Source organism: Canibacter zhoujuaniae, from assembly GCF_011752005.1.
In the GTDB taxonomy this organism is placed as follows: domain Bacteria; phylum Actinomycetota; class Actinomycetes; order Actinomycetales; family Microbacteriaceae; genus Canibacter; species Canibacter zhoujuaniae.
Map to the genome: position 1 here is coordinate 475,777 of NZ_JAAIJZ010000001.1, position 19,553 is coordinate 495,329.

The window sequence follows — 19,553 nt, forward strand, 5'->3', positions numbered from 1 at the left end:
AAGTTTTAAAGAACGGAGAATTTGAGATGAGTCAGGAAGTTGTTCTTCCCGCACTCGGTGAGAGCGTAACCGAGGGCACAGTCACCCAGTGGCTGAAACAGGTTGGTGACAGCGTTGAGGTTGACGAGCCGCTGCTCGAGGTCTCGACAGACAAGGTAGACACCGAGGTGCCTTCGCCTATCGCCGGTGTCATCGAAGAAATCCTCGTCGCCGAAGATGAGACCGTTGAGGTTGGCGCAGTGCTTGCGCGTGTCGGTGACGGCTCAGGAGCTGCCGCTGCCCCTGCGGAAGAAGAATCATCTCAGTCAGAAGCTGCAGAAGAACCGGCAGCTGAGGAGCCTGCAGCTGCAGAGGAATCAGCGCCTGCAGAAGAGCCTACCGCCGCAGAGACAGCGGCTGCAGAATCTGCCCCTGCTGAAGAAGCACCTGAAAAAGCAGCAGAGCCTGCAGCTGCAGAAACTTCAAAACCGGCTGCTGAACCTGCTGAAAAGCAAGCAGCAACTGCTGCTTCCGCAGCACCAGCTCAAGGGTTCGATACCCCACCAGCTGATACTCCCGTTGGCGGCTACGTCACTCCTATTGTGCGCAAGCTCGCACAGCAGCTCGGTGTAGACCTCTCACAGGTTAAAGGCACCGGTATCGGTGGTCGGATCCGCAAGGAAGACGTGAAAAACGCTGCGGCAAACACCGCTAACGCTAACGACGCAGCAACAAGCACACCGGCACCAGCGAAGTTTGAGGTTTCAGAGCTGCGCGGCACCACACAGGCAATGAGCCGCCTGCGCAAGGTTGTAGCCTCACGTGCGGTTGAGTCGCTGCAGCAGACAGCACAGCTGACAACCGTTGTTAAGGTTGACGTCACCAAGGTGGCAAACCTACGCAACGCAAAGAAAGATGAGTTCCTGCAGAAGACCGGCAATAAGCTGTCATTCTTGCCTTTCTTTGCACTGGCTGCGGTTGAGGCATTGCAGACCTACCCAATTATCAACTCTTACGTTGACGGTGAGAACATCGTTTACCCAGCTCAGGAAAACTTGAGCATCGCAGTTGATACAGAGCGTGGGCTGCTCACCCCTGTTATTAAAGACGCAGCCGGTAAGAATATTGCTGAGCTTGCAAACAGTGTTGCAGATCTCGCTGCTCGCACCCGCGACAACAAGATCAAACCAGACGAGCTGTCGGGCGGCACATTCACCCTCACCAACACTGGCTCACGCGGTGCGCTGTTCGATACACCGCTAGTGTTCCTGCCGCAGTCTGCAATTCTCGGCACCGGTGCAGTTGTCAAGGAGCCTGGCGTATTCAGCACCCCTGAGGGTGATGCAATCGGAGTGCGCTCATACGTCTACCTCGCGCTGTCTTACGATCACCGCACAATCGACGGCGCTGACGCTGCCAGGTTCTTAACACAGATTAAGAAGCGTCTGGAAGAGGGTAACTTCGAGGGCAATCTCGGCATCTAGTAGGAGCGTTTCAACGTAACTAAACAAAAAGGTTGCGAACCAAACTTTAACCGTTTGGGATCGCAACCTTTTTGTTTGTAACAACCTCTGTTGGTGAGAGTTTTCCACCATAAATTGCTCGCGCACAGTCCGTGCAGCTGCAGTTTTCTAATCTGAGTGTTATGAAAAGAAAACGGCGCTCCCCCACAAGTTTCTTAAATGCGGCTGATCTCGCCGGAATACTCATCGCTGTTACCAAACATATTGAGGCGGGGCAGGCTCAAACATGTCATGGCGGCTTAACTGCAGCGCAGCTGCGTATCGGTGACGGGTGCCTGTCATATCGCAAACTACCAAAACAGCCGCTCAAAATCGCCCAATGGTCTGACGAAAAGCGCCACAAACATGACGAGCTGTGCACTCACGCTGGATACTCAGTTAGTGACGTTATTCGGCTCGTAAAATCTCTCAAAGTGTCTGGGGCGCGCCTTATAGAGCATATTGCGAAGATAAGCCGAATTGCGATATCGGAAGAGTTTTCTGAGGGCAAGTATCCCAGATGGTCGGTGTCAGAAATTTTAACCGCAGAATTTGAGAACTATCTCACGCCACGTCTGCCAACTAAAGCACTTGATGTGGGCTGGCTCAGCTATCCTAGAAGTTATGGCTAAAGAAAAGACGCAGCGCGAACCGGGTCGCATCAAACAGATGATTCAGGTCTACAAGACCACCAAACAGCACGACAAAAATCTGCCTTTTGTTTTGCTGTTCTGGTTCCTCGCGCCGATTCTGATCGCAATCGCGCTGCCGATCCTCCTGCCAGGGGCGGGCATTGTCTCTTGGATTCTGTGGCCTCTAACCGGCATTATGGCCGGTATTCTCGCCGCGATGATTGTGCTGGGACGCCGAGCAGAGCGCGTCATCTACACACAGATTGAAGGGCAGCCTGGCGCTGTTGGAGCGGTGCTCGCGAACGGTCTGCGTCGCAGCTACCGTGGTTCAGAGGTGCCAGCAGCTGTTTCAGCGCGCACAAAAGACGCTGTCTACCGTGCGGTTGGTAAGGCCGGTGTTGTTCTCGTCGGTGAGGGGCGGCCCGACCGGCTTGGGCGACTCATGGGTGACGAAGAACGAAAAGTAAAACGTGCGCTGCCAAGTGTGCCGGTGCACCGCGTGTACGTTGGAAACGAGACCCCCGAGCAGGTGCCACTGCACCAGCTGCCGAAGACCATCTATCGCTTTAAGGGCGCACTGCGTCGCAACGAAGTAACCGTTGTGCACAATCGGCTGCAGGCGCTGCAGGGCGCACCAGTTGGTATTCCGAAGGGTGTCGACCCCAACCGGGTGCGCCGTCCAAGCAAACCACGCTAAGCTTTTTAACTGCTGGGCTAAAATTTGCGCGAGCTTGCAGCGCGGCACTAAAAATTAGGGGCGGATCAGCACGGTTCCGGCAATCTTGTCGTGAAAACCGCGCTGGTCACTATCCCAGACCAGAGCTGGCACCACAAGGCACAGCAGCAGTGTGCGCACAATCGGGCGCCACAGCCACTGTAAATAGCCGTCTTTTTCTGCATAGATTGAAGCCAGCCGGAGACCAAAAATATAGTGTCCTACTGAGCCGCGCACAGTCAGCAGCATAACCATCTGCATTAGGGCAAAAACGATTAACTGGTTCAGCGGTTCAATTCGGCCACCACTCTGCCAGTAGACAATTGCAGTCGCAAGACCCCAATCAACAAAAATTGCCCCCAAACGGCGCCCGATCCGCCCGATAGAGCGCGCACCAGACTCGTTCAACCCTAAACGCTCACCGGGATATTTACTCGGTGACACATCACCAAACTTGACCCCTTGTTGCTTGCTTGCCATGCCCTCAAGTATACGAGGCTCCAATGATTTCAAGCTTCCCCGCTCGTCGTCAGCGGACGCGGTCAAAACGGAGTAATCTAAAACACGTGCCGGATGCATTCGCTCGCTGGGCAAAACCACGCTGAGTCTGGTTTATTCCGCTACTCGAGTTAGCCGGCCCCTTCAATTCATAGGAGAGTAATCAATGTTTAAAACCTCGACCGAAATGCTCAGCTACATCAAAGAAAACGATGTTGTCTTCGTTGATATTCGTTTCGTCAATCTCCCCGGCGTGCAGCAGCATTTCAACGTTCCGGCGCAGGATCTTGACGAAGATTTTTTTACAACAGGCCAGCTTTTTGACGGTTCTTCGATCGCGGGTTTCGAGGGCATTGCAAACTCAGATCTGCAGTTAATTCCAGACCCCACGTCTGCCTATGTAGACCAGTTCCGTGACGAAAAAACACTGATTGTTGTGTGCGATATTTACAATCCACGCACCGGCGAAATTTATCACAAAGATCCGCGTCAGGTCGCTAAAAAGGCAGAACAGTATCTCCTCTCTACCGGCATCGGAGATACCGCATACTTCGCACCAGAGGCGGAGTTTTATATTTTTGACTCGGTACGGGTTAGAAACCTCCCAAACGCATCCGGGTATGAGATTGATTCAGATGAGGCAATCTGGAACAGCTACGAGCATCAAAACGGCAATAATCAGGGGCACTACACACCGCTTAAGGGTGGCTACTTCCCAGTAGCACCGGTAGACAAGCAGGCGGATCTGCGTGACGACATTTCGGTGCGTCTCATGGAGGCCGGTCTTACTGTTGAGCGCTCACATCACGAGGTTGGGGCACCGGGCCAGGCTGAGATTAACTACCGTTTTAACACGCTAGTGCGCTCAGCAGATGACGTTCTAAAGTTTAAATATGTGGTAAAAAATACTGCAGAACTCTGGGGCAAGAGCGCTACATTCATGCCAAAACCAGTTGCCGGCGACAACGGCTCCGGCATGCACGTGCACATGTCACTCTGGAAGGGCGGCGAACCACTTTTCTACGATGAGAACGGTTACGCAGGCCTGAGCGACACCGCACGGTGGTACATTGGCGGCATTCTAAAGCACGCGAAAGCCTTGGCTGCCTTTACTAACCCAACCGCAAACAGCTATCGCCGTCTTGTTAAAGGCTTTGAGGCGCCGGTAAACCTTGCATACTCTGCCGGCAACCGCTCAGCTTGTGTGCGCATCCCGATCACCGGATCCAACCCGAAAGCAAAGCGGATAGAGTTTAGAGCTCCCGACGGTGCTTCTAACCCCTACCTCAGCTTCGCCGCCCAGCTGATGGCCGGTATCGATGGAATCCGTAATCGTATTGAGCCGCTGGCACCAATTGATAAGGATCTGTACGAACTGCCACCAGAGGAAGCAAAAGCTATTCCACAGCTACCGGGCTCTCTGGAGGAGGCACTCGTGGAGCTTGAGAACGACCACGACTTCCTGCTTGAGGGTGGGGTCTTCACCGAAGAGCTAATTCAGACTTGGATCGATTACAAACGAGAGGAAGAGCTAAAGCGCTTAGCTGCTCTGCCAACACCGGGAGAGTTCGAGCTCTACTACTCCATCTAATGCACTAGATTAAAGTCCCGCCAGCTGGAAACTAAGACGCTGGCGGGACTTTAATCTATAAGCGAGCACCAAAGAATTGTTCTTCAAACACCTGCCTGGCGCGACGTGAAGCGCTAAACCAGGCTTCCTCTAACTCAGTGGTGTGAGCGGGATCAAACCCGAGGATGCAACTGATACCGGCTAATGCGTGTCGATCAGTCGGTAGCGTGTCAGATGCACGCCCCTCCCACAGCATAATTGCGGATCGCAATTGACTCGCCAGCTCCCAAGCGGTGCGCAAAACTCTAGCGTCAGCAGCCGAACAAATCCCCGCTTGCACAGCCGCTTCCAAAGCCGCAAGTGTTTCCACAGTGCGCAGAGCCGGCACTTTTAGCCCGTGCTGCATCTGCCACAGCTGCACCAACCATTCGGTGTCCGAGACTCCACCTGGTCCAAGTTTTAAATGCCTGCGGGGTTGTGCCCCGCGTGGCAAGCGTTCGGTCTCCATGCGGGCCTTTAGCTTTCGCACTTCCCGCAACTGTTCACTGCCGAAGGAGTCACGGTAGCGCACAGCATCTGCAATTTCGAAGAATTCTGCCGCCAAAGTTTTATCACCGGCAACGAAGCGGGCCCGTAATAGCGCTTGCGCTTCCCAGGTGAGCGACCATTTTTCATAGTAGTTGCGGTAACCCGTAAGATTGCGCACAAGCGATCCGTTTTTCCCTTCCGGGCGTAAATCTAGATCGAGTTCTGTGCCGGTGAGCGGGTCAGATACCAGCTGCCGCAAAGTTGCTACAACTGTCTGTGCGATACTCGCCGCACCCTCGACCCCTTCTGGCGCGCCATACACCGCTATAACATCTAGGTCGCTGGCAAAACCGAGTTCACCACCGCCGTAGCGCCCCATAGCAATTAGTGCGATCCTTAAACTGTCGGCGCCGGGGGTAAATCTTTGAATCTGGGTGAGCAGCACACTCAACAGCGCGGTGTGTGCGGCGTCAAGCCCTGCGGCGCTCTGTTTTTCGTCTGTCACCCCAACCAAACGAGACAGCACAAGACGTAATATCTCGCGTCTGTGCACACGCTTCACCGCCTCAGCAACGGCTTCAATAGTTTCTCTGCGGGTGGCGAGCGCGTTCATTTCCTCTGTGATCGCGCTGCTTGCAAGAGGCTGTAACCTGCTGTCGTCTTCCAGCCAGGCGACACACTCTGGCATTTTTTCGAGCAGATCAGCCCCGAAGCGTGAGCCGGAGAGCACACGCGTTAAGCGTTCAGCCGCTTCTGTGCCATCACGCAATAGGCGTAAATACCAGGGTTGTTCAGCGTTCGCTTCACTAATTCTTCTAAACGCTAGCAGCCCCGCATCAGGGTTTACACCCTCCCCCAACCACTGCAGCAATACCGGGAGCAGATTACGTTGGATCTGCGCCCTTCTGCTGGTTCCTGCGGTGAGTGTTTGGAGATGGCGTAACGCGCCTTGCGGATCCTTAAATCCAATACTCTGTAGGCGATCGCGGGCGGCATCGGGGGTTAAGAGGAGATCCTCACCCTGCAACTGGGCTACTGCGCTGAGTAACGGTGCATAAAAAATTTTGATGTGCAGACTGCGCACCCGCTGTTTGATTTTTTCCCAGGCGGTAACCAGCGCCTCAGCATTTCCGTAACCGCTAGTGCGCGCAAGCACACGCTGCGGTTCATGCTCTCTAGGCATGAGTGCTGTGCGCCGCAGGTGGCGAAGCTGCAGCCGATGCTCCCACACACGCAGTTGCCGGTATGAGTTGCTCAGCTCTTCGCCGTCTGCGCGTGCGATATAGCCGCCCTGCACGAGCGCTGTTAGCGCGTCTAATGTCGATCTCAGACGCAGCGACTCATCGTGTGCGCCGTGCACCAACTGCAACAGTTGCACACTAAACTCAACGTCACGCAGGCCCCCAGGCCCCAGTTTGATCTGGTAATCAATATCTGCGATATCTATGTTTTCGGTGACGCGCTCACGCATTCGTCGCACACTGCCCACGAAATCGGGGCGATCCTTCGTCGCCCAGATGAGCGGAGTAACCGCTGCAATAAACTGTGTTCCGATCCGCTCATCGCCAGCAGAATAGCGCGCCTTTAAGAGCGCTTGAAACTCCCACGACTGCGCCCACCGATCGTAATAATTGAGATAGGAATCAACTGTGCGCACAAGTGCACCGTCTTTACCCTCCGGGCGTAAATTGGGGTCAACCTCCCACAGCGGCGGCTCAAAGCTCGGAGCCCCGATCGCGCGCATGGTTTCACCCGCTATTCGCGTTGTGGCGCGCAATAAATCGTCAGTTCCGATATTACTTGCTGCGCTATCGGTCACAAACAGCACATCAACATCAGAAACTATGTTTAGTTCTCGGGCACCGCACTTACCCATCGCTATCACTGCGAGGGGTGCTTTGCGCGCGTGCTCAGCAGGTATCGGGATGCCGGACCCACCGCCTGCGGCTAGTGTTGCACGAGCGACCAACATTGCAGCTTCTAAAGCAGCATCGGCAAGGTCGGACAGTGCGCGTGACACCTCAGAAAACAGCAGAGTGGGATCCGCAGCTTCAAGATCTGCGAGGGTAATTTCGGCGAGCAACTGGCGATACCTGATACGCAGAGCCGACCAGCCCGCCTCACCGGCCCTAACTTTACGATCGATAGGCTCTTCCCAAGCTTCCGGATTGTCGCGCAAACGCTGCTGCAGTTCCGGGGTGAGCACCGGGATTGCAGCTGTTTCACCGCTCTCAACGGCGCTGAGCAACTCATCTCGGTAGGTTTGGGCTGACCTAATTGCGCCGCCGCGTGACAGCAGCGGCAGCAGACTTGCCGGGTTCCGCTGCCAAAACTGCGCCAGACCTTCTGATGCCCCGTACAGCAGCGCAAGTCGCTCCCATTCGAGACCGGATAGCTCACTAAACCTGCCGGGGTGGCGTTCGAGATGCTCCCGCACAAGCCGGAGCGCGGAGTCTGGATCGCCAGCTCGTGCGAAAGCCGTTAGTAGGTTTCTAATATCAGTGCTCGTCAGGTTGCTTAACTCTGCAAGCGCCTCACGCGCACTGCTCAACTCGGCGAAACCAGCTCGCGCGAGTTCAGACAGCGTTACCTGTTCAGAGACGGTCAAGGTTCTGTTCTAGCTCCCATTTCGTAACCTGACTGCGGTACTCTTCATTTTCGCGACGTTTTTCGCGCAAGAAATAAGCAAAAGCCTGCTCACCCAGTGTTTCAGCGACAAGCTCAGACCGCTCCATCACCTGCAGTGCCTCACCTAACGAGCCGGGCAGCGGGGTCAGGCCGAGTGCGCGGCGTTCAGCTCGTGAGAGATCCCAGACATTCTCTTCAGCTTCCGGCGGCAGTTCGTATTCTTCTTCGATGCCCTTCAAACCGGCCGCAAGCAGCACAGCATACGCAAGATACGGGTTCGCGGCGGGATCCAGCGCACGATACTCAATACGCGCGGATCCGCCTTTGCCTGGTTTATACATCGGCACACGAATGAGCGCGGAATGGTTGAGGTGCCCCCAGGAGATATATGGCGGAGCTTCGCCACCACCCCACAGTCGCTTGTAAGAGTTCACAAACTGATTGGTGACCGCAGTAATTTCAGCAGCGTGCTCCAGAATCCCAGCCATGAAACGCCGACCGATAATCGATAGCTGATACTTTGCACCCGGATCAAAAAATGCATTCTGATCGCCCTCAAATAGCGAGAGATGGGTGTGCATACCGCTGCCGGGTTGGTCGCGGAAAGGCTTGGGCATAAAGGTTGCGCGCACACCCTGCGCGATAGCCACCTCTTTGATGACGGTTCTAAACGTCATAATATTGTCTGCCATTGTCAGCGCATCGGTGTAGCGAAGATCAATTTCGTTCTGCCCCGGGCCGCCCTCATGGTGGCTAAACTCGACAGCTATCCCGAGATCTTCGAGCATCGCAACGCTTGCGCGTCGAAAGTCATGCGCTAAGCCACCGGGAACATTGTCGAAGAAGCCTGCGCCGTCTACCGGAATCGGCACACCGTTTGCGTCAAGCTCTTTCTCTAACAGGTAGAACTCAATCTCAGGGTGTGCGTATAGCGTGAACCCTTTTTCGCTCGCCCGTTCTAACTGTCGCTTTAAAACCTGCCGCGGATCTGACACCGCCGCCTCGCCGTTCGGTGTGAGCAGATCGCAAAACATGCGGCCGGTTGGTTCAATTTCACCGCGCCACGGCAGTAGTTGGAAGGTGGAAGGATCGGGAACGGCGAGGAAGTCAGATTCAAAAGCGCGTGTGCGCCCCTCAATCGCTGAGCCATCAAAACCGATTCCCTCAGTAAACGCGCTCTCCACTTCGGTGGGTGCGAGCGCAACGGATTTTAGACCGCCGCCGATATCAGTAAACCAGAGCCTGACAAAGCGAACTCCGCGTTCTTCTATCGTGCGTAAAACAAAGTCACGCTGTTTTGTCATGCCCGGCCCCAGTCGTCTTCTTCAGCTTCTTCGGCTTTCCAAGCATCTGCTCGCTGCTGCAGCTTGTCAGGCGCGGCCTGCGCTTCAGCAGCGGTTGGAAAAGGCCCAACGCGATACACAGACGGGGAGAGTTTCCCTTTTTCAACCTCACCGGTCTGTGTGTTGTACCAGTACTCTTCGCCGGTCTCTACACCCCAGTCTTCTGCTGTCATTAGCGTGCCCTCCAGATGAAATTTAGACACTACTAAGACTAGTACGGAACGGGTCGGATCATACGCCGGGTTCTGTGCGACGCGCTAGACGTCGTGACAATCATCTATCTCGGCCTACTGTTGCCAGCAGGCTCTAGCAACCTACCCGAAAACTCGACGGGGAGTCTGTTAGCGTTTTCTGCATGGTCTTGCTCCGAGCGAGGTTTACCTAGCCGACTGCGTCACCGCAATCGCTGGTGGTCTCTTACACCACCCTTTCACCCTTACCAGCAAAACACTGGCGGTCTACTCTCTGTTGCACTTTCTCGCGGGTCACCCCGGGTGGGCGTTACCCACCGCTCTCCCCTGTGGAGCCCGGACGTTCCTCGGCGCAGTCTCACTTGCGTTTAACTGCGACGCGATTGTCTCACCAACCCGTTCCACGCTCTAGCTTAGCGTTAAGAATTTAGATGCGCACCAGGATGACACCGGTTTGTGGATCATAAATGATCTCGTCTTCAGGTATCGCATTGATTTCAGCAAGCTCACCCGGTGACAGTTTCATATTGCTCGCCTCAGAAACACCGTTGCGAAGTGCCGCCGCTCCAATGCCTGTGCGGCCACGCATTTCTTCATACTCTGTCAGCAGCTCTTTTGGAATACGCGTTTCTTTATTCAGCCGCTCTTCCTGTGTTGCCTCTAGCTGCGCGCGAATTTCAGCCGCAGCCGCCTTAGCCTCCTGCTGCGTCTCTTTCCCCTGCGTTGCAATGGCATCGAGCACCGCTTTAGTTTCTGCAAGGTTTTTTTGAGCGTCTGCAGTAATCTCGCCAAGCTCGAGCTCTTGCAGCTCTAAGTTTTCTTTCCGCGTTAATAGAGTGGCGATCTCGTGCTGCAGATTCTGTGCAAGCTTCGCGTCGCTAGCTGCTGTGAGCCGCTTCTCGTCTTGTGTAAGGCGTTTCAGCACAGTTTCAATGTCATCGCTGGTGCGTTTTTCTTGCACCTCAGCAGCTTCCAAAGCGCGCTGGGCCTCAAGATAGTGCGCGCGTGCCGTAGCTGCCTGCGTCTCTAACTCCCGCAATTTGGCAATTTGAGGTAGCTGCTTCAGGCTGCGATTGTGTCTAGCAACTTCGGTGTCGAGTTTGGCTAGCTCAAGCAGCGCCAACTGCTGTTCTCTGCTGGCTTTCATATGACCCTCTTTCAATTTTGAAGCAGTACCTAAACTTTAGCCTGTCTGAGCGCGAAACACAGAGAAATTTGGGATACTTAATACAGCCAAAGCTGGCTGCGGCGGGCAGGCCGGTTTCACCTTCGATGCTAGGAAAGTAACTTCATGACTACCACTGCAAAAGATCATCTCGAAAGCTGGAACACAAAAATTGCGCTTGCTGAAGAGCTGGTGCCTCAGATTGGCAAACTGTACCGCGAGAATGATGTTGTGCTCTCGGTTTACGGCGCTTCTTTAGTGGGTCAGAGCCCGATTGAAATAGTGCGCAGTCACCGCGCTGTGCGACACATTGAAGACGCTGAGCTACCGCTTGCGCAGACCGCTGCCGTCGTTAAAGCTCTGACAGAATTAAACCCCGCACCTGTCTCCTTAGATATTGCAAAGGTGCTGCGCGAGGTTGGCACGGGGGATGTTACCGAGTATCTGCGCAAAGAGATTTCTAATGCCAACGCAGCAACTGGCAACGGCACAGATGTTGTGCTCTACGGTTTTGGGCGGATCGGCCGGCTACTCGCCCGCATTCTGATTGATCACACCGGCAGCGGGCGCGGTCTCAATCTCCGCGCTGTTGTGGTGCGCAAAGCTAGTGAGAACGATCTCGAAAAACGCGCCAATCTGTTGCGGCGCGACTCAGTGCACGGCCCCTTCAACGGTGTTATCTCTATCGATGCTGAAAATGACGTAATTATTGCCAACGGTGTGCGCATTCAGGTCATCTACTCTAACGATCCAGCAACCGTAGACTACGAACAGTACGGCATTAAAGACGCAATTGTGGTTGATAACACAGGCCGCTGGCGTGATGCGGAAGGCCTAAGCCAGCACCTGCAGTCAAAAGGTGTTGCGCGCGTGCTTCTAACCGCACCCGGCAAGGGCGACCTCAAGAATGTTGTGTACGGCATCAACCACGATGTCATTACCGATGACGACAAGATTATCTCTGCAGCAAGCTGCACAACCAATGCGATCACTCCAGTATTAAAGATTGTTAATGACGCCTACGGAGTCACTCAGGGTCATGTTGAAACAGTGCACAGCTACACCAATGATCAGAACCTCATCGACAACTTCCACAAGGGCGATAGGCGTGGTCGCGGTGCGGCGCTAAACATGGTCATCACTGAGACGGGCGCAGCAAAAGCGGTCGCGAAGGCACTGCCCGAGTTTGCTGGCAAGCTCAGCGGTAGCGCGATTCGTGTGCCAACCCCTGACGTCTCCCTCGCAATTCTCAATCTGCAGCTTGAAAAAGATATCACTCGCGAAGAAATTAACAGTCTGCTGCAGGAAGTTTCACTGACCGGTGAGCTCCGTTCACAAATTAACTATGTGGAATCACCAGAGATTGTCTCTACCGACTTTGTTGGTGAGCGCCGCGCAGGAATCGTTGACGGTCTGGCAACTCAGGTGAGCGGTAAAACCGCGATCCTCTACGTGTGGTACGACAATGAGTTCGGATACAGCTCACAGGTTGTGCGCGTCATTGAAAAAATGGCCGGTAATCACCCGGCGCATATCCCAGCGAAGTAGCCAGATTCTGGCACCTGCTGACCAACAACAGATTAATCAAGAAATTAGATGACAATGGCAGAGAAATATATTATCGGCGTAGACGGATCAGAAGAGAGCCATCGCGCTCTTGCGTGGGGGCTTGAACGGGCAGCAGCGCATAAGGCGGATGTCGAGCTGCTCTACGTCGCCGACGACTCCTTCCTTTCTGAGACACCTGTTTTCGTCTCCGACGCGCAGGCAGCTGGTGAGAAACTGCTTAAAGCAGAGGCCGAGCACGCACGCACACTTGGATTCGAAGGCACAATTACCGGCAATGCGATCGTTGGCAACCCTGTTGGTGAGCTAGAGAAGGCTTCAAAGCGTGCAGACTTAATCATTCTCGGCGCACACCACGGCAGCAGACTCGCAGGCACGTTCTTTGGCACACGGGCGGTGAAGATCGCAGCGGCTGCACACTGCCCCGTCGCTGTAATTCCGCTTGAGAAGCCGGTACGCCCAACTAAGGGTGTTGTTGTTGGTGTTGATGGCTCTGACGCATCTGTTAAGGCTGTTGAGAAGGCCGCAGCAGAGGCCGCCACACTCGGTGTGCCGCTGCACGCTATCTATGCTTGGATGACGCCGCTTACTCCCGGTATTGAATTTCTGTGGAGTCCAGAGCTGATTCAGGAGCAGGAAGAAAAAGCGCAAGAGGCCCTCGCTATCGGCACCGCGGGTGTTAAAGAACGCTTCCCCGATCTTGAGATTGTGCGTGAGGTGGTGCAGGCACCGCCTGTCAGCGCGCTTGTTGAGGCCGGTCAGGACGCCGCCGCGGTCGTTGTTGGAAGCCGCGGCCGCAACGCACTATCTCGTTTGCTGCTCGGTAGCGTCAGCCACGGAGTGCTACAGCAGCTCCCGACCACTGTTATTGTCACCCGCGCTTAAAACGGGATAAAAAGAAAAGTCCGGCTCAGCCGGACTTTTCTTTTTAGTTTCAGTGCGCCCGGAGAGACTCGAACTCCCGACCCCCTGGGTGTAAACCAAGTGCTCTAACCAACTGAGCTACAGGCGCTTGTTGTTTTTGACAACTCGAAAACTATAACACGGTTTTAAAAACCAATGCAAGCAAGCTATTTTCGGCGTGTCGATAAAAGCTCTAACGCTTTGAAGTAGCGCGTAATCTCTCGCGCGCGGCTCGGCGCTGAGCTAAAACGATCGATGATCTCTCCGTCACCCACAACAAGCACAGTGGTGCGGGTCGCATGTTTAGCAACCGGATTGTATGCAGCAAACTTCCGCGCCACCCTCCCCCGCGGCTTCGCGTCTGAGAGCAGCTCAAAGTCGACACTGTCACGCACACCATGCTGCGCTGCCCATGAGGCCAGCACCTCGATCTCATCGCAGGTGACAACCTGCAGCCGGACGCCACGCTCTAAAAATTCTGGCTGGTGCGCTGTCAGCTCCTGCAGTTCTTGCGCACAAACCGGTGTGAAAGCGCGCGGAATAAACACTAGAAAAACGGCTTTAGGATCATCGCCCACCTCTGCACCGTTACGCGAGGTTCCTAGAGGGCTTGGCGCACCTGTGGCGCTTGGCAGTGTGAAACGCGGCAGATGCTCGCCGATCCGTCCCGCAAATTTTTGTCGAAACAAACACAACCTACTTTTGTATAAAACCAACTGGCTAAAGGTCAAACTATTGTTGAACAACCCCAGGCTATCCACTGAAACAGGTAGTAGGCTTAAAGAGTTGGTTTGTTACCCAAATGGGCAGTCACAAACTTAACTTTCCAACGTTGAACTTAGGAGCACAATGCCTATTAACACTGAAGATCCTTATGCACCGGCTACCCCCGATCAGGATCCAGAAGAAACAGCGGAATGGCGTGAATCCCTTGATGATCTGGTAGCGCAGCGCGGCCCGGGTCGAGCTCGTGAAATTATGAGCAGCATGTTGGCTCGGTCACGTGAGCTGCATCTAAATGTGCCACAGATTCCTACCACTGACTACATCAACACCATCGCCACTGAAAATGAGCCAGAGTTCCCGGGCGATGAGCAGCTGGAACGCGAATACCGCTCATATATCCGTTGGAACGCAGCAATGCTTGTGCACCGTGCGCAGCGTCCTGGTATCGAAGTTGGCGGGCACATCTCAACTTACGGCTCAGCAGCGTCTCTTTACGAGGTTGGGTTTAACCACTTCTTCCGCGGCGCTGAGCACCCAGGCGGCGGCGATCAGATCTTTATGCAGGGTCACGCATCTCCGGGCATGTACTCTCGCGCATTCCTTGAGGGGCGTCTCTCGGCGGATCAGCTTGACGGTTTCCGTCAAGAGGTGTCGCATCACAGTGGCGGCATGCCAAGCTACCCGCACCCACGCTTGATGCCCGACTTCTGGCAGTTCCCGACAGTGTCTATGGGTCTCGGCCCAATCAATGCGATCTATCAGGCGCAGTTTAATAAGTATTTAACGAACCGCGGCATTAAAGACACCAGCGATCAGCATGTGTGGGCTTTCTTGGGCGACGGTGAGCTCGACGAGGTTGAGAGCCGTGGTCAGCTGCAGGTTGCTGCGAACGAAGGTCTTGACAATCTCACTTTTGTGATCAACTGTAACCTGCAGCGGCTTGACGGCCCTGTGCGCGGTAACGGCAAAATCATTCAGGAACTTGAGATGTTCTTCCGGGGTGCGGGTTGGAACGTTATCAAGGTTATCTGGGGTCGCGAATGGGACGATCTGCTGAAGCGCGACACCGAGGGAGCGCTGCTGAACCTCATGAACACCACCCCTGACGGCGACTTCCAAACTTACAAGGCTGAGTCTGGTCTCTTCGTCCGGCAGAACTTCTTCGGTCGTGATGAGCGCGCACTGAAACTGGTTGAAGATTACACTGACGACCAGATTTGGGGTTTGCGTCGTGGTGGTCACGACTATCGCAAGGTTTATGCGGCATACAAGGCTGCTGTCGAGCACAAGGGCCGCCCAACTGTGATCCTTGCGCACACTATTAAGGGTTACGGTCTCGGCCCGCACTTTGAGGGTCGCAACGCAACCCACCAGATGAAGAAGATGACGCTGGACGATCTAAAACTCTTCCGCGATACCATGCATATTCCGGTCAGCGATGCACAGCTAGAGGAAAACCCATACCTGCCGCCGTACTACCGTCCAGATGCTGACAGTGAAGTCATTAAGTACATTCACGAGCGGCGTCGGGCGCTCGGCGGCTACCTGCCCAGCCGCAGCGCAAGCCACATCGATTTGGCGATGCCCGATAAGAAGGGTTATGCGATTGCGAAGAAGGGTTCTGGCACACAGAAGGCTGCGACCACGATGGCCTTTGTGCGCATGCTGAAAGATTTGATGCGTGATCCTGTTTGGGGTGAGCGGATCGTGCCTGTGATTCCTGATGAGGCTCGTACTTTCGGCATGGACTCATATTTCCCGAGTGCGAAGATCTACAACCCGCAGGGTCAGAACTACGTTTCTGTAGACCGCGATCTGCTGCTCGCATATAAAGAGAGCCCGCAGGGGAAGATCCTGCACGTTGGCATTAACGAGGCCGGCGGTCTCGCCGCCTTTACAGCGGTTGGCACCTCCTATGCCACACACGGTCAGCCGATGATCCCTGTGTATATCTTCTACTCGATGTTTGGTTTCCAGCGCACCGGAGATGCGTTCTGGGCTGCCGGTGATCAGATGGCGCGTGGTTTTGTTATTGGTGCAACCGCCGGGCGCACTACGCTGACCGGCGAAGGCTTGCAGCACGCTGACGGGCACTCACCTCTCTTAGCGTCAACCAACCCGGCTGTGGTCACATACGACCCCGCCTACGGCTATGAGATCGCACATATTGTGCAGTCCGGTATTGAGCGCATGTATGGCGGTAAGCACCCGGATCCGAACGTTATGTACTATCTCACTGTTTACAATGAACCTGTTTCACAACCGGCTGAGCCTGCAGATGTTGATGTTGAGGGCATTGTGAAGGGCATTCACCGAGTGCACACTTCTGACGCAAGCGGTGAAAAGGCGCAGATATTTGCTTCTGGTGTTGCGGTGCATTGGGCGATTGAGGCATCTAAACTACTCGCGAAAGACTGGGGTGTGAGCGCAGATGTCTGGAGCGTTACCAGCTGGTCTGAGCTTTACCGCGACGGTTTGCGCGCCGAGAAGCAAGAGTTTATGAACCCAGATCAACCAGCGCCTAAGGCGTATCTGACGCAGAAACTTGCTGACGCTGAGGGGCCGATAGTTGCGGTTAGTGACTTTGAGACCGCGGTGCCTGAGCAGATCCGCAAGTTTGTTCCAAACGATTACTCTGTGTTGGGTGCTGACGGTTTCGGCTTCTCTGATACTCGCGCGGCAGCGCGACGCTATTTCGGCATTGACCGTGAGTCTGTTGTTGTGAAGGTGCTGCAGCGTTTGGCCGCGCAGGGCAAGATCGATCGAGCTGTGCCACGCGAAGCATTCGATAAGTACAGGCTGAAAGATGTCAAGGCCGGCACAACCGGTAGCGCTGGTGGTGACGCTTAAGCTTTGGTCAGCAACGCTTAGCTTGCATTATTTGTCGCTAATGAACAGGGGCAGCGTCCTAAACCCTTTAGGGTTTAGGTACTAAGCCTTTGGAAGTGTGTGAAAATCCCCGGAAAATCAATAGCTTTTCCGGGGATTTTCACATTTTTGTTTGCATTGCTTTAGCTGTTTTTATGGTTTTACTCGCAAGCCATGCGACCACATCAGAACGCCTATAACGGGGCTTAGCCCCTACGCGTATAACGGGTAAATCTAAATATTTACGTAATGTCGCTACCGACATGTCTAGTTCGCTTGCTAACCGTGTTGCGGAGACTACTGCCGGGATGTTAAACACTTCCCCAAGTTTTCTAACCTCTCCTACCGTGAAGTCACTGTGCCCGTTTATCTTGTGCGATATAGCCGTGCGGGACAGTCCAAGCTTTCGCGCTAGTTGCTCCGTCGTTAGGTTATTTCGGAGTAGTTCTACTTTTATCTCTGTGTTAATCTTCCTCACCTCCTCGGAATGATTAATTTAACAATATGTGCGAAAGTTGATACAGTCAAGTCATATAACTGCACGGCGTGTCGCGTTGTTGATACGCTTAAAACATGGCTCAAAAAGCAGTAGAAATAACAGACTTAGATAAGGCGCTAGCTGCCGTAATTGATAAGTTGCGCGAAGAACACGGCCTATCGGGACGTAAGTTATCAAGCCGGGCAAATCTGCCGTTTAATAGGGTTGCTCGTCGTTTAAGACTTGAAGCACCTTTTCTAGTAAGCGAAGTAAACGCGATAGCCGCCGTATTCAACCTAAAAGGCTCACGGCTACTTCTAAAAGCCGAACAACACCTCGAAACTATTGACTACAACCATCAAGTACACGCGGAAACCGAAACCGGCGAAGAATACGCCCTCGCCGCACAAACAATGACAGACCACGACCACGCCCTCACCCAACAATGGGACCAACACGCAGAATAACCCCCGCCATTTTGCGCACGGAATTAAGTTTTAACTAAAAACAAGCAACCCCGCCCAAAACTTAACCCCGTTATAAACCCATACACCCCCCAAATAAACTAAACCCCGAAAAAACCACACCACCAACCGGGGGCACACAATGCACCTAGAACAACTAGAAACCCTCGCCGCAAAACAACAAATCAAAGTAGACAGCCCCGCCTAGAGAAAGCACTACAGCCAACCCTAGACGGGCACACTACCTAACATAGGCAGTGAGAAAATTATTCCTGTGTCTCGGCTTGTTGGCTACGCCAGTTGCCGCGCCCCGGTCTACTCTCGTTCCAACGGTCAATAGTTTCCGGCGACCAACCACGGACACGACCTATCAACACATCTGGCTCTGGCATTTTGTAATTGTTGATCGTGATAGGTTGCACCCCGATACGCTCGGCCACCTCTTTAGCACCTAGATAAACGATTGCCATAACTAATCCTTTTTCCGCGTGTCCATTGTAAATAAAATTGCTGCGAATACCGCGAGCGAACCGGCGTAGTGCGCGCCGTCTGCGATTGCCCAGGCTCCGGCGGCTAGGGCGAATATTGTCGCTAGTGTCTTCATTTTGTTTGGTAATCTTGGAGGGATCCCCCGGAGCTAGTTGTCGTAGTTCCGGGGGTTTCCTTATTTATTTTTTCGCTTTCTTATCTCCCTCATTATTTGGGCGGTTGCTGCGATGACTGCGGCGATGCCAGCATGAGCTGTGCGAGTGTTTCCAAGATTTCCATTTCACCTCCTTCCCTCTTTAATATTAGAGCACAATATTAGGCTATTATCGGTTTATTTTGAGTTATTTTATTGCGCCTATCTAAAAAGAAACAAAAATGCCCGCCTAGAGAAAGCACTACAGCCAACCCTAGACGGGCACACTACCTAACATAGGCAGTGAGAAAATTTATTCCTGTGTCTCGTTTTGTTGGTTGCGCCAGTTGCCGCGCCCCGGCCGATTCTCGTTCCAGTCATCCACTGTTTCGGGTAGCCACCCGCGCACGCGCCCTATCATTGCGTCGGGTTCAGGTAGTTTGTAATGCCGTATAGCGCCAGCGGTGATGCCTAGGCGGTCTGCTATATCGGTTGTCGATAGGTACTGAATCATTATTATTTTTCCTTGTCTTTTACTGAGATACCTAAGGCGGCCGCGGCGAAACAAAACACAGCTACGACCCAAGGCACAGAGCCAGTTAACGCGAGAATGCCAGCGAAACCTGCAATTATTGGTGATAGTGTTTTCATTTTTTGTTTTAATGGCTAGAGTATAGTTTTAGGTGTGGGAGGGTTTCCCCCTCCCACACCTACCGGCTATCTAATTAGATTCCCGATGGCTGCGATCAGGGCAGCTAGTCCAGCTAGTAATTTAGCGATTGCGTGGATTAGCTCGCTCTGATCTTTCTTTTTATTCTTCTCTGCCATTTTCCCTCCTTTCAACTCATCAACCGCCACAACACGCTCCAAATCATCAACCGGCACCGGCTGAACAGGGCGACCCGACACCGACGCCGACTCCCGATTACCCTGCGGGGCAGACGCAACCCAAGCTGAATACAATACTCACCAGCCTGCGCCAGTGTTGCAGTCATAGACGGTGTAGAATTATGAGGCAACGCTACCGGCAGATCAAAGGAGAGGCGAGGTGCGTCTCCCCCGTATCGCCCTTATCGCTACGCGGTAAAACCAACCGAATATACGGTTCGTCACGCATCTCAGATTGCGAGACAGTAGCCACCCTTTGCTCTACCGGTTCGACCTTTAAACACAAC

Annotated in this window: 18 protein-coding genes, 1 tRNA gene and 1 other RNA gene; 8 read left to right on the top strand and 12 right to left on the bottom strand. The window is 53.8% G+C overall.

The features are described from left to right. The first annotated feature begins 26 nt into the window (after positions 1-26). From sucB to HCR00_RS02200, 3 genes are all read left to right on the top strand, one after another. Positions 27-1,463, top strand: coding sequence for a 2-oxoglutarate dehydrogenase, E2 component, dihydrolipoamide succinyltransferase (sucB, locus tag HCR00_RS02190; RefSeq protein ID WP_167142337.1), 1,437 nt, complete (start codon positions 27-29; stop codon positions 1,461-1,463). Positions 1,464-1,624: 161 nt separating this feature from the next. Beyond that, the gene (locus tag HCR00_RS02195) at positions 1,625-2,113 is read left to right on the top strand and encodes a hypothetical protein (RefSeq protein ID WP_167142340.1); all 489 of its coding nucleotides are present in this window, start codon (positions 1,625-1,627) and stop codon (positions 2,111-2,113) included. After that, positions 2,106-2,810 carry a DUF4191 domain-containing protein gene (locus HCR00_RS02200; protein ID WP_166984665.1) on the top strand — a complete coding sequence of 235 codons (705 nt, stop codon included), beginning with the start codon at positions 2,106-2,108 and terminating at the stop codon, positions 2,808-2,810. Before HCR00_RS02195 ends, HCR00_RS02200 begins: the two co-directional genes overlap by 8 nt. Before the next feature lie 54 nt (positions 2,811-2,864). On the opposite strand, the gene HCR00_RS02205 is transcribed toward HCR00_RS02200, so the two are convergent. Beyond that, on the bottom strand, positions 2,865-3,308 hold the full coding sequence (locus tag HCR00_RS02205) for an RDD family protein (protein ID WP_166984664.1): 444 nt from the start codon (positions 3,306-3,308) through the stop codon (positions 2,865-2,867). Between the two features lie 184 nt (positions 3,309-3,492). On the opposite strand from HCR00_RS02205, the gene glnA reads away from it, so the two are divergent. Next, a complete protein-coding gene (gene glnA / locus HCR00_RS02210; RefSeq protein WP_166984663.1) occupies positions 3,493-4,917 on the top strand; it encodes a type I glutamate--ammonia ligase in 1,425 nt (474 codons plus the stop codon). Positions 4,918-4,972: 55 nt separating this feature from the next. Here the strand turns inward: glnA and HCR00_RS02215 are convergent, their stop codons facing one another. The 5 genes from HCR00_RS02215 to HCR00_RS02235 all read right to left on the bottom strand — a co-directional run bounded on the left by HCR00_RS02215 (position 4,973) and on the right by HCR00_RS02235 (position 10,733). Then, positions 4,973-8,032 (bottom strand): bifunctional [glutamine synthetase] adenylyltransferase/[glutamine synthetase]-adenylyl-L-tyrosine phosphorylase, encoded by a 3,060-nt coding sequence (locus tag HCR00_RS02215; protein WP_167142343.1) that lies wholly within the window; start codon positions 8,030-8,032, stop codon positions 4,973-4,975. Next, on the bottom strand, positions 8,019-9,356 hold the full coding sequence (locus tag HCR00_RS02220) for a glutamine synthetase family protein (RefSeq protein WP_166984661.1): 1,338 nt from the start codon (positions 9,354-9,356) through the stop codon (positions 8,019-8,021). Before HCR00_RS02220 ends, HCR00_RS02215 begins: the two co-directional genes overlap by 14 nt. Next, on the bottom strand, positions 9,353-9,568 hold the full coding sequence (locus tag HCR00_RS02225; protein WP_166986384.1) for a hypothetical protein: 216 nt from the start codon (positions 9,566-9,568) through the stop codon (positions 9,353-9,355). Before HCR00_RS02225 ends, HCR00_RS02220 begins: the two co-directional genes overlap by 4 nt. A 45-nt stretch (positions 9,569-9,613) precedes the next feature. After that, positions 9,614-9,985, bottom strand: an RNA gene (gene rnpB, locus HCR00_RS02230) — RNase P RNA component class A. A 28-nt stretch (positions 9,986-10,013) separates the two neighbouring features. Beyond that, positions 10,014-10,733 (bottom strand): zinc ribbon domain-containing protein, encoded by a 720-nt coding sequence (locus tag HCR00_RS02235; RefSeq protein ID WP_166984660.1) that lies wholly within the window; start codon positions 10,731-10,733, stop codon positions 10,014-10,016. A 144-nt stretch (positions 10,734-10,877) separates the two neighbouring features. On the opposite strand from HCR00_RS02235, the gene HCR00_RS02240 reads away from it, so the two are divergent. Further along, positions 10,878-12,299, top strand: coding sequence for a glyceraldehyde-3-phosphate dehydrogenase (locus HCR00_RS02240; protein WP_166984659.1), 1,422 nt, complete (start codon positions 10,878-10,880; stop codon positions 12,297-12,299). Between the two features lie 54 nt (positions 12,300-12,353). After that, entirely contained in the window at positions 12,354-13,202 is an 849-nt protein-coding gene (locus tag HCR00_RS02245; protein WP_166984658.1) for a universal stress protein, read from the top strand. 53 nt (positions 13,203-13,255) lie between these two features. Here the strand turns inward: HCR00_RS02245 and HCR00_RS02250 are convergent. Then, positions 13,256-13,329: transfer RNA gene (locus HCR00_RS02250), tRNA-Val, on the bottom strand. A 58-nt stretch (positions 13,330-13,387) separates the two neighbouring features. Next, entirely contained in the window at positions 13,388-13,909 is a 522-nt protein-coding gene (locus tag HCR00_RS02255) for a redoxin domain-containing protein (protein WP_166984657.1), read from the bottom strand. Positions 13,910-14,069: 160 nt separating this feature from the next. Here HCR00_RS02255 and aceE point away from each other — a divergent pair, with 160 nt between their 5' ends. Further along, entirely contained in the window at positions 14,070-16,796 is a 2,727-nt protein-coding gene (gene aceE / locus HCR00_RS02260) for a pyruvate dehydrogenase (acetyl-transferring), homodimeric type (protein WP_167142346.1), read from the top strand. Between the two features lie 139 nt (positions 16,797-16,935). Here aceE and HCR00_RS07040 read toward each other — a convergent pair whose 3' ends face one another. Then, entirely contained in the window at positions 16,936-17,292 is a 357-nt protein-coding gene (locus HCR00_RS07040; protein WP_167142348.1) for a helix-turn-helix domain-containing protein, read from the bottom strand. 95 nt (positions 17,293-17,387) lie between these two features. Here HCR00_RS07040 and HCR00_RS02270 point away from each other — a divergent pair, with 95 nt between their 5' ends. Continuing rightward, positions 17,388-17,759 (top strand): helix-turn-helix domain-containing protein, encoded by a 372-nt coding sequence (locus HCR00_RS02270; protein WP_167142352.1) that lies wholly within the window; start codon positions 17,388-17,390, stop codon positions 17,757-17,759. A 263-nt stretch (positions 17,760-18,022) separates the two neighbouring features. Here HCR00_RS02270 and HCR00_RS02275 read toward each other — a convergent pair whose 3' ends face one another. From HCR00_RS02275 to HCR00_RS02285, 3 genes are all read right to left on the bottom strand, one after another. After that, the gene (locus HCR00_RS02275; RefSeq protein ID WP_167142355.1) at positions 18,023-18,226 is read right to left on the bottom strand and encodes an XRE family transcriptional regulator; all 204 of its coding nucleotides are present in this window, start codon (positions 18,224-18,226) and stop codon (positions 18,023-18,025) included. A 465-nt stretch (positions 18,227-18,691) separates the two neighbouring features. After that, complete coding sequence (locus HCR00_RS02280) at positions 18,692-18,892, bottom strand: transcriptional regulator (protein ID WP_208317288.1); 201 nt, start codon at positions 18,890-18,892, stop codon at positions 18,692-18,694. A gap of 203 nt (positions 18,893-19,095) precedes the next feature. After that, positions 19,096-19,341 carry a hypothetical protein gene (locus HCR00_RS02285; protein ID WP_167142358.1) on the bottom strand — a complete coding sequence of 82 codons (246 nt, stop codon included), beginning with the start codon at positions 19,339-19,341 and terminating at the stop codon, positions 19,096-19,098. Positions 19,342-19,553 lie beyond the last annotated feature (212 nt).

Bases quoted from the DNA above. Each gene is read 5' to 3' on its own strand.
- HCR00_RS02245 (WP_166984658.1), top strand. From the start codon at position 12,354: ATGGCAGAGAAATATATTATCGGCGTAGACGGATCAGAAGAGAGCCAT.
- HCR00_RS02195 (WP_167142340.1), top strand. From the start codon at position 1,625: ATGAAAAGAAAACGGCGCTCCCCCACAAGTTTCTTAAATGCGGCTGAT.
- aceE (WP_167142346.1), top strand. From the start codon at position 14,070: ATGCCTATTAACACTGAAGATCCTTATGCACCGGCTACCCCCGATCAG.
- HCR00_RS02275 (WP_167142355.1), bottom strand. From the start codon at position 18,226: ATGGCAATCGTTTATCTAGGTGCTAAAGAGGTGGCCGAGCGTATCGGG.
- HCR00_RS02200 (WP_166984665.1), top strand. From the start codon at position 2,106: ATGGCTAAAGAAAAGACGCAGCGCGAACCGGGTCGCATCAAACAGATG.
- sucB (WP_167142337.1), top strand. From the start codon at position 27: ATGAGTCAGGAAGTTGTTCTTCCCGCACTCGGTGAGAGCGTAACCGAG.
- HCR00_RS02225 (WP_166986384.1), bottom strand. From the start codon at position 9,568: ATGACAGCAGAAGACTGGGGTGTAGAGACCGGCGAAGAGTACTGGTAC.
- glnA (WP_166984663.1), top strand. From the start codon at position 3,493: ATGTTTAAAACCTCGACCGAAATGCTCAGCTACATCAAAGAAAACGAT.
- HCR00_RS02280 (WP_208317288.1), bottom strand. From the start codon at position 18,892: ATGATTCAGTACCTATCGACAACCGATATAGCAGACCGCCTAGGCATC.
- HCR00_RS02220 (WP_166984661.1), bottom strand. From the start codon at position 9,356: ATGACAAAACAGCGTGACTTTGTTTTACGCACGATAGAAGAACGCGGA.
- HCR00_RS02240 (WP_166984659.1), top strand. From the start codon at position 10,878: ATGACTACCACTGCAAAAGATCATCTCGAAAGCTGGAACACAAAAATT.
- HCR00_RS02235 (WP_166984660.1), bottom strand. From the start codon at position 10,733: ATGAAAGCCAGCAGAGAACAGCAGTTGGCGCTGCTTGAGCTAGCCAAA.
- HCR00_RS02205 (WP_166984664.1), bottom strand. From the start codon at position 3,308: ATGGCAAGCAAGCAACAAGGGGTCAAGTTTGGTGATGTGTCACCGAGT.
- HCR00_RS02270 (WP_167142352.1), top strand. From the start codon at position 17,388: ATGGCTCAAAAAGCAGTAGAAATAACAGACTTAGATAAGGCGCTAGCT.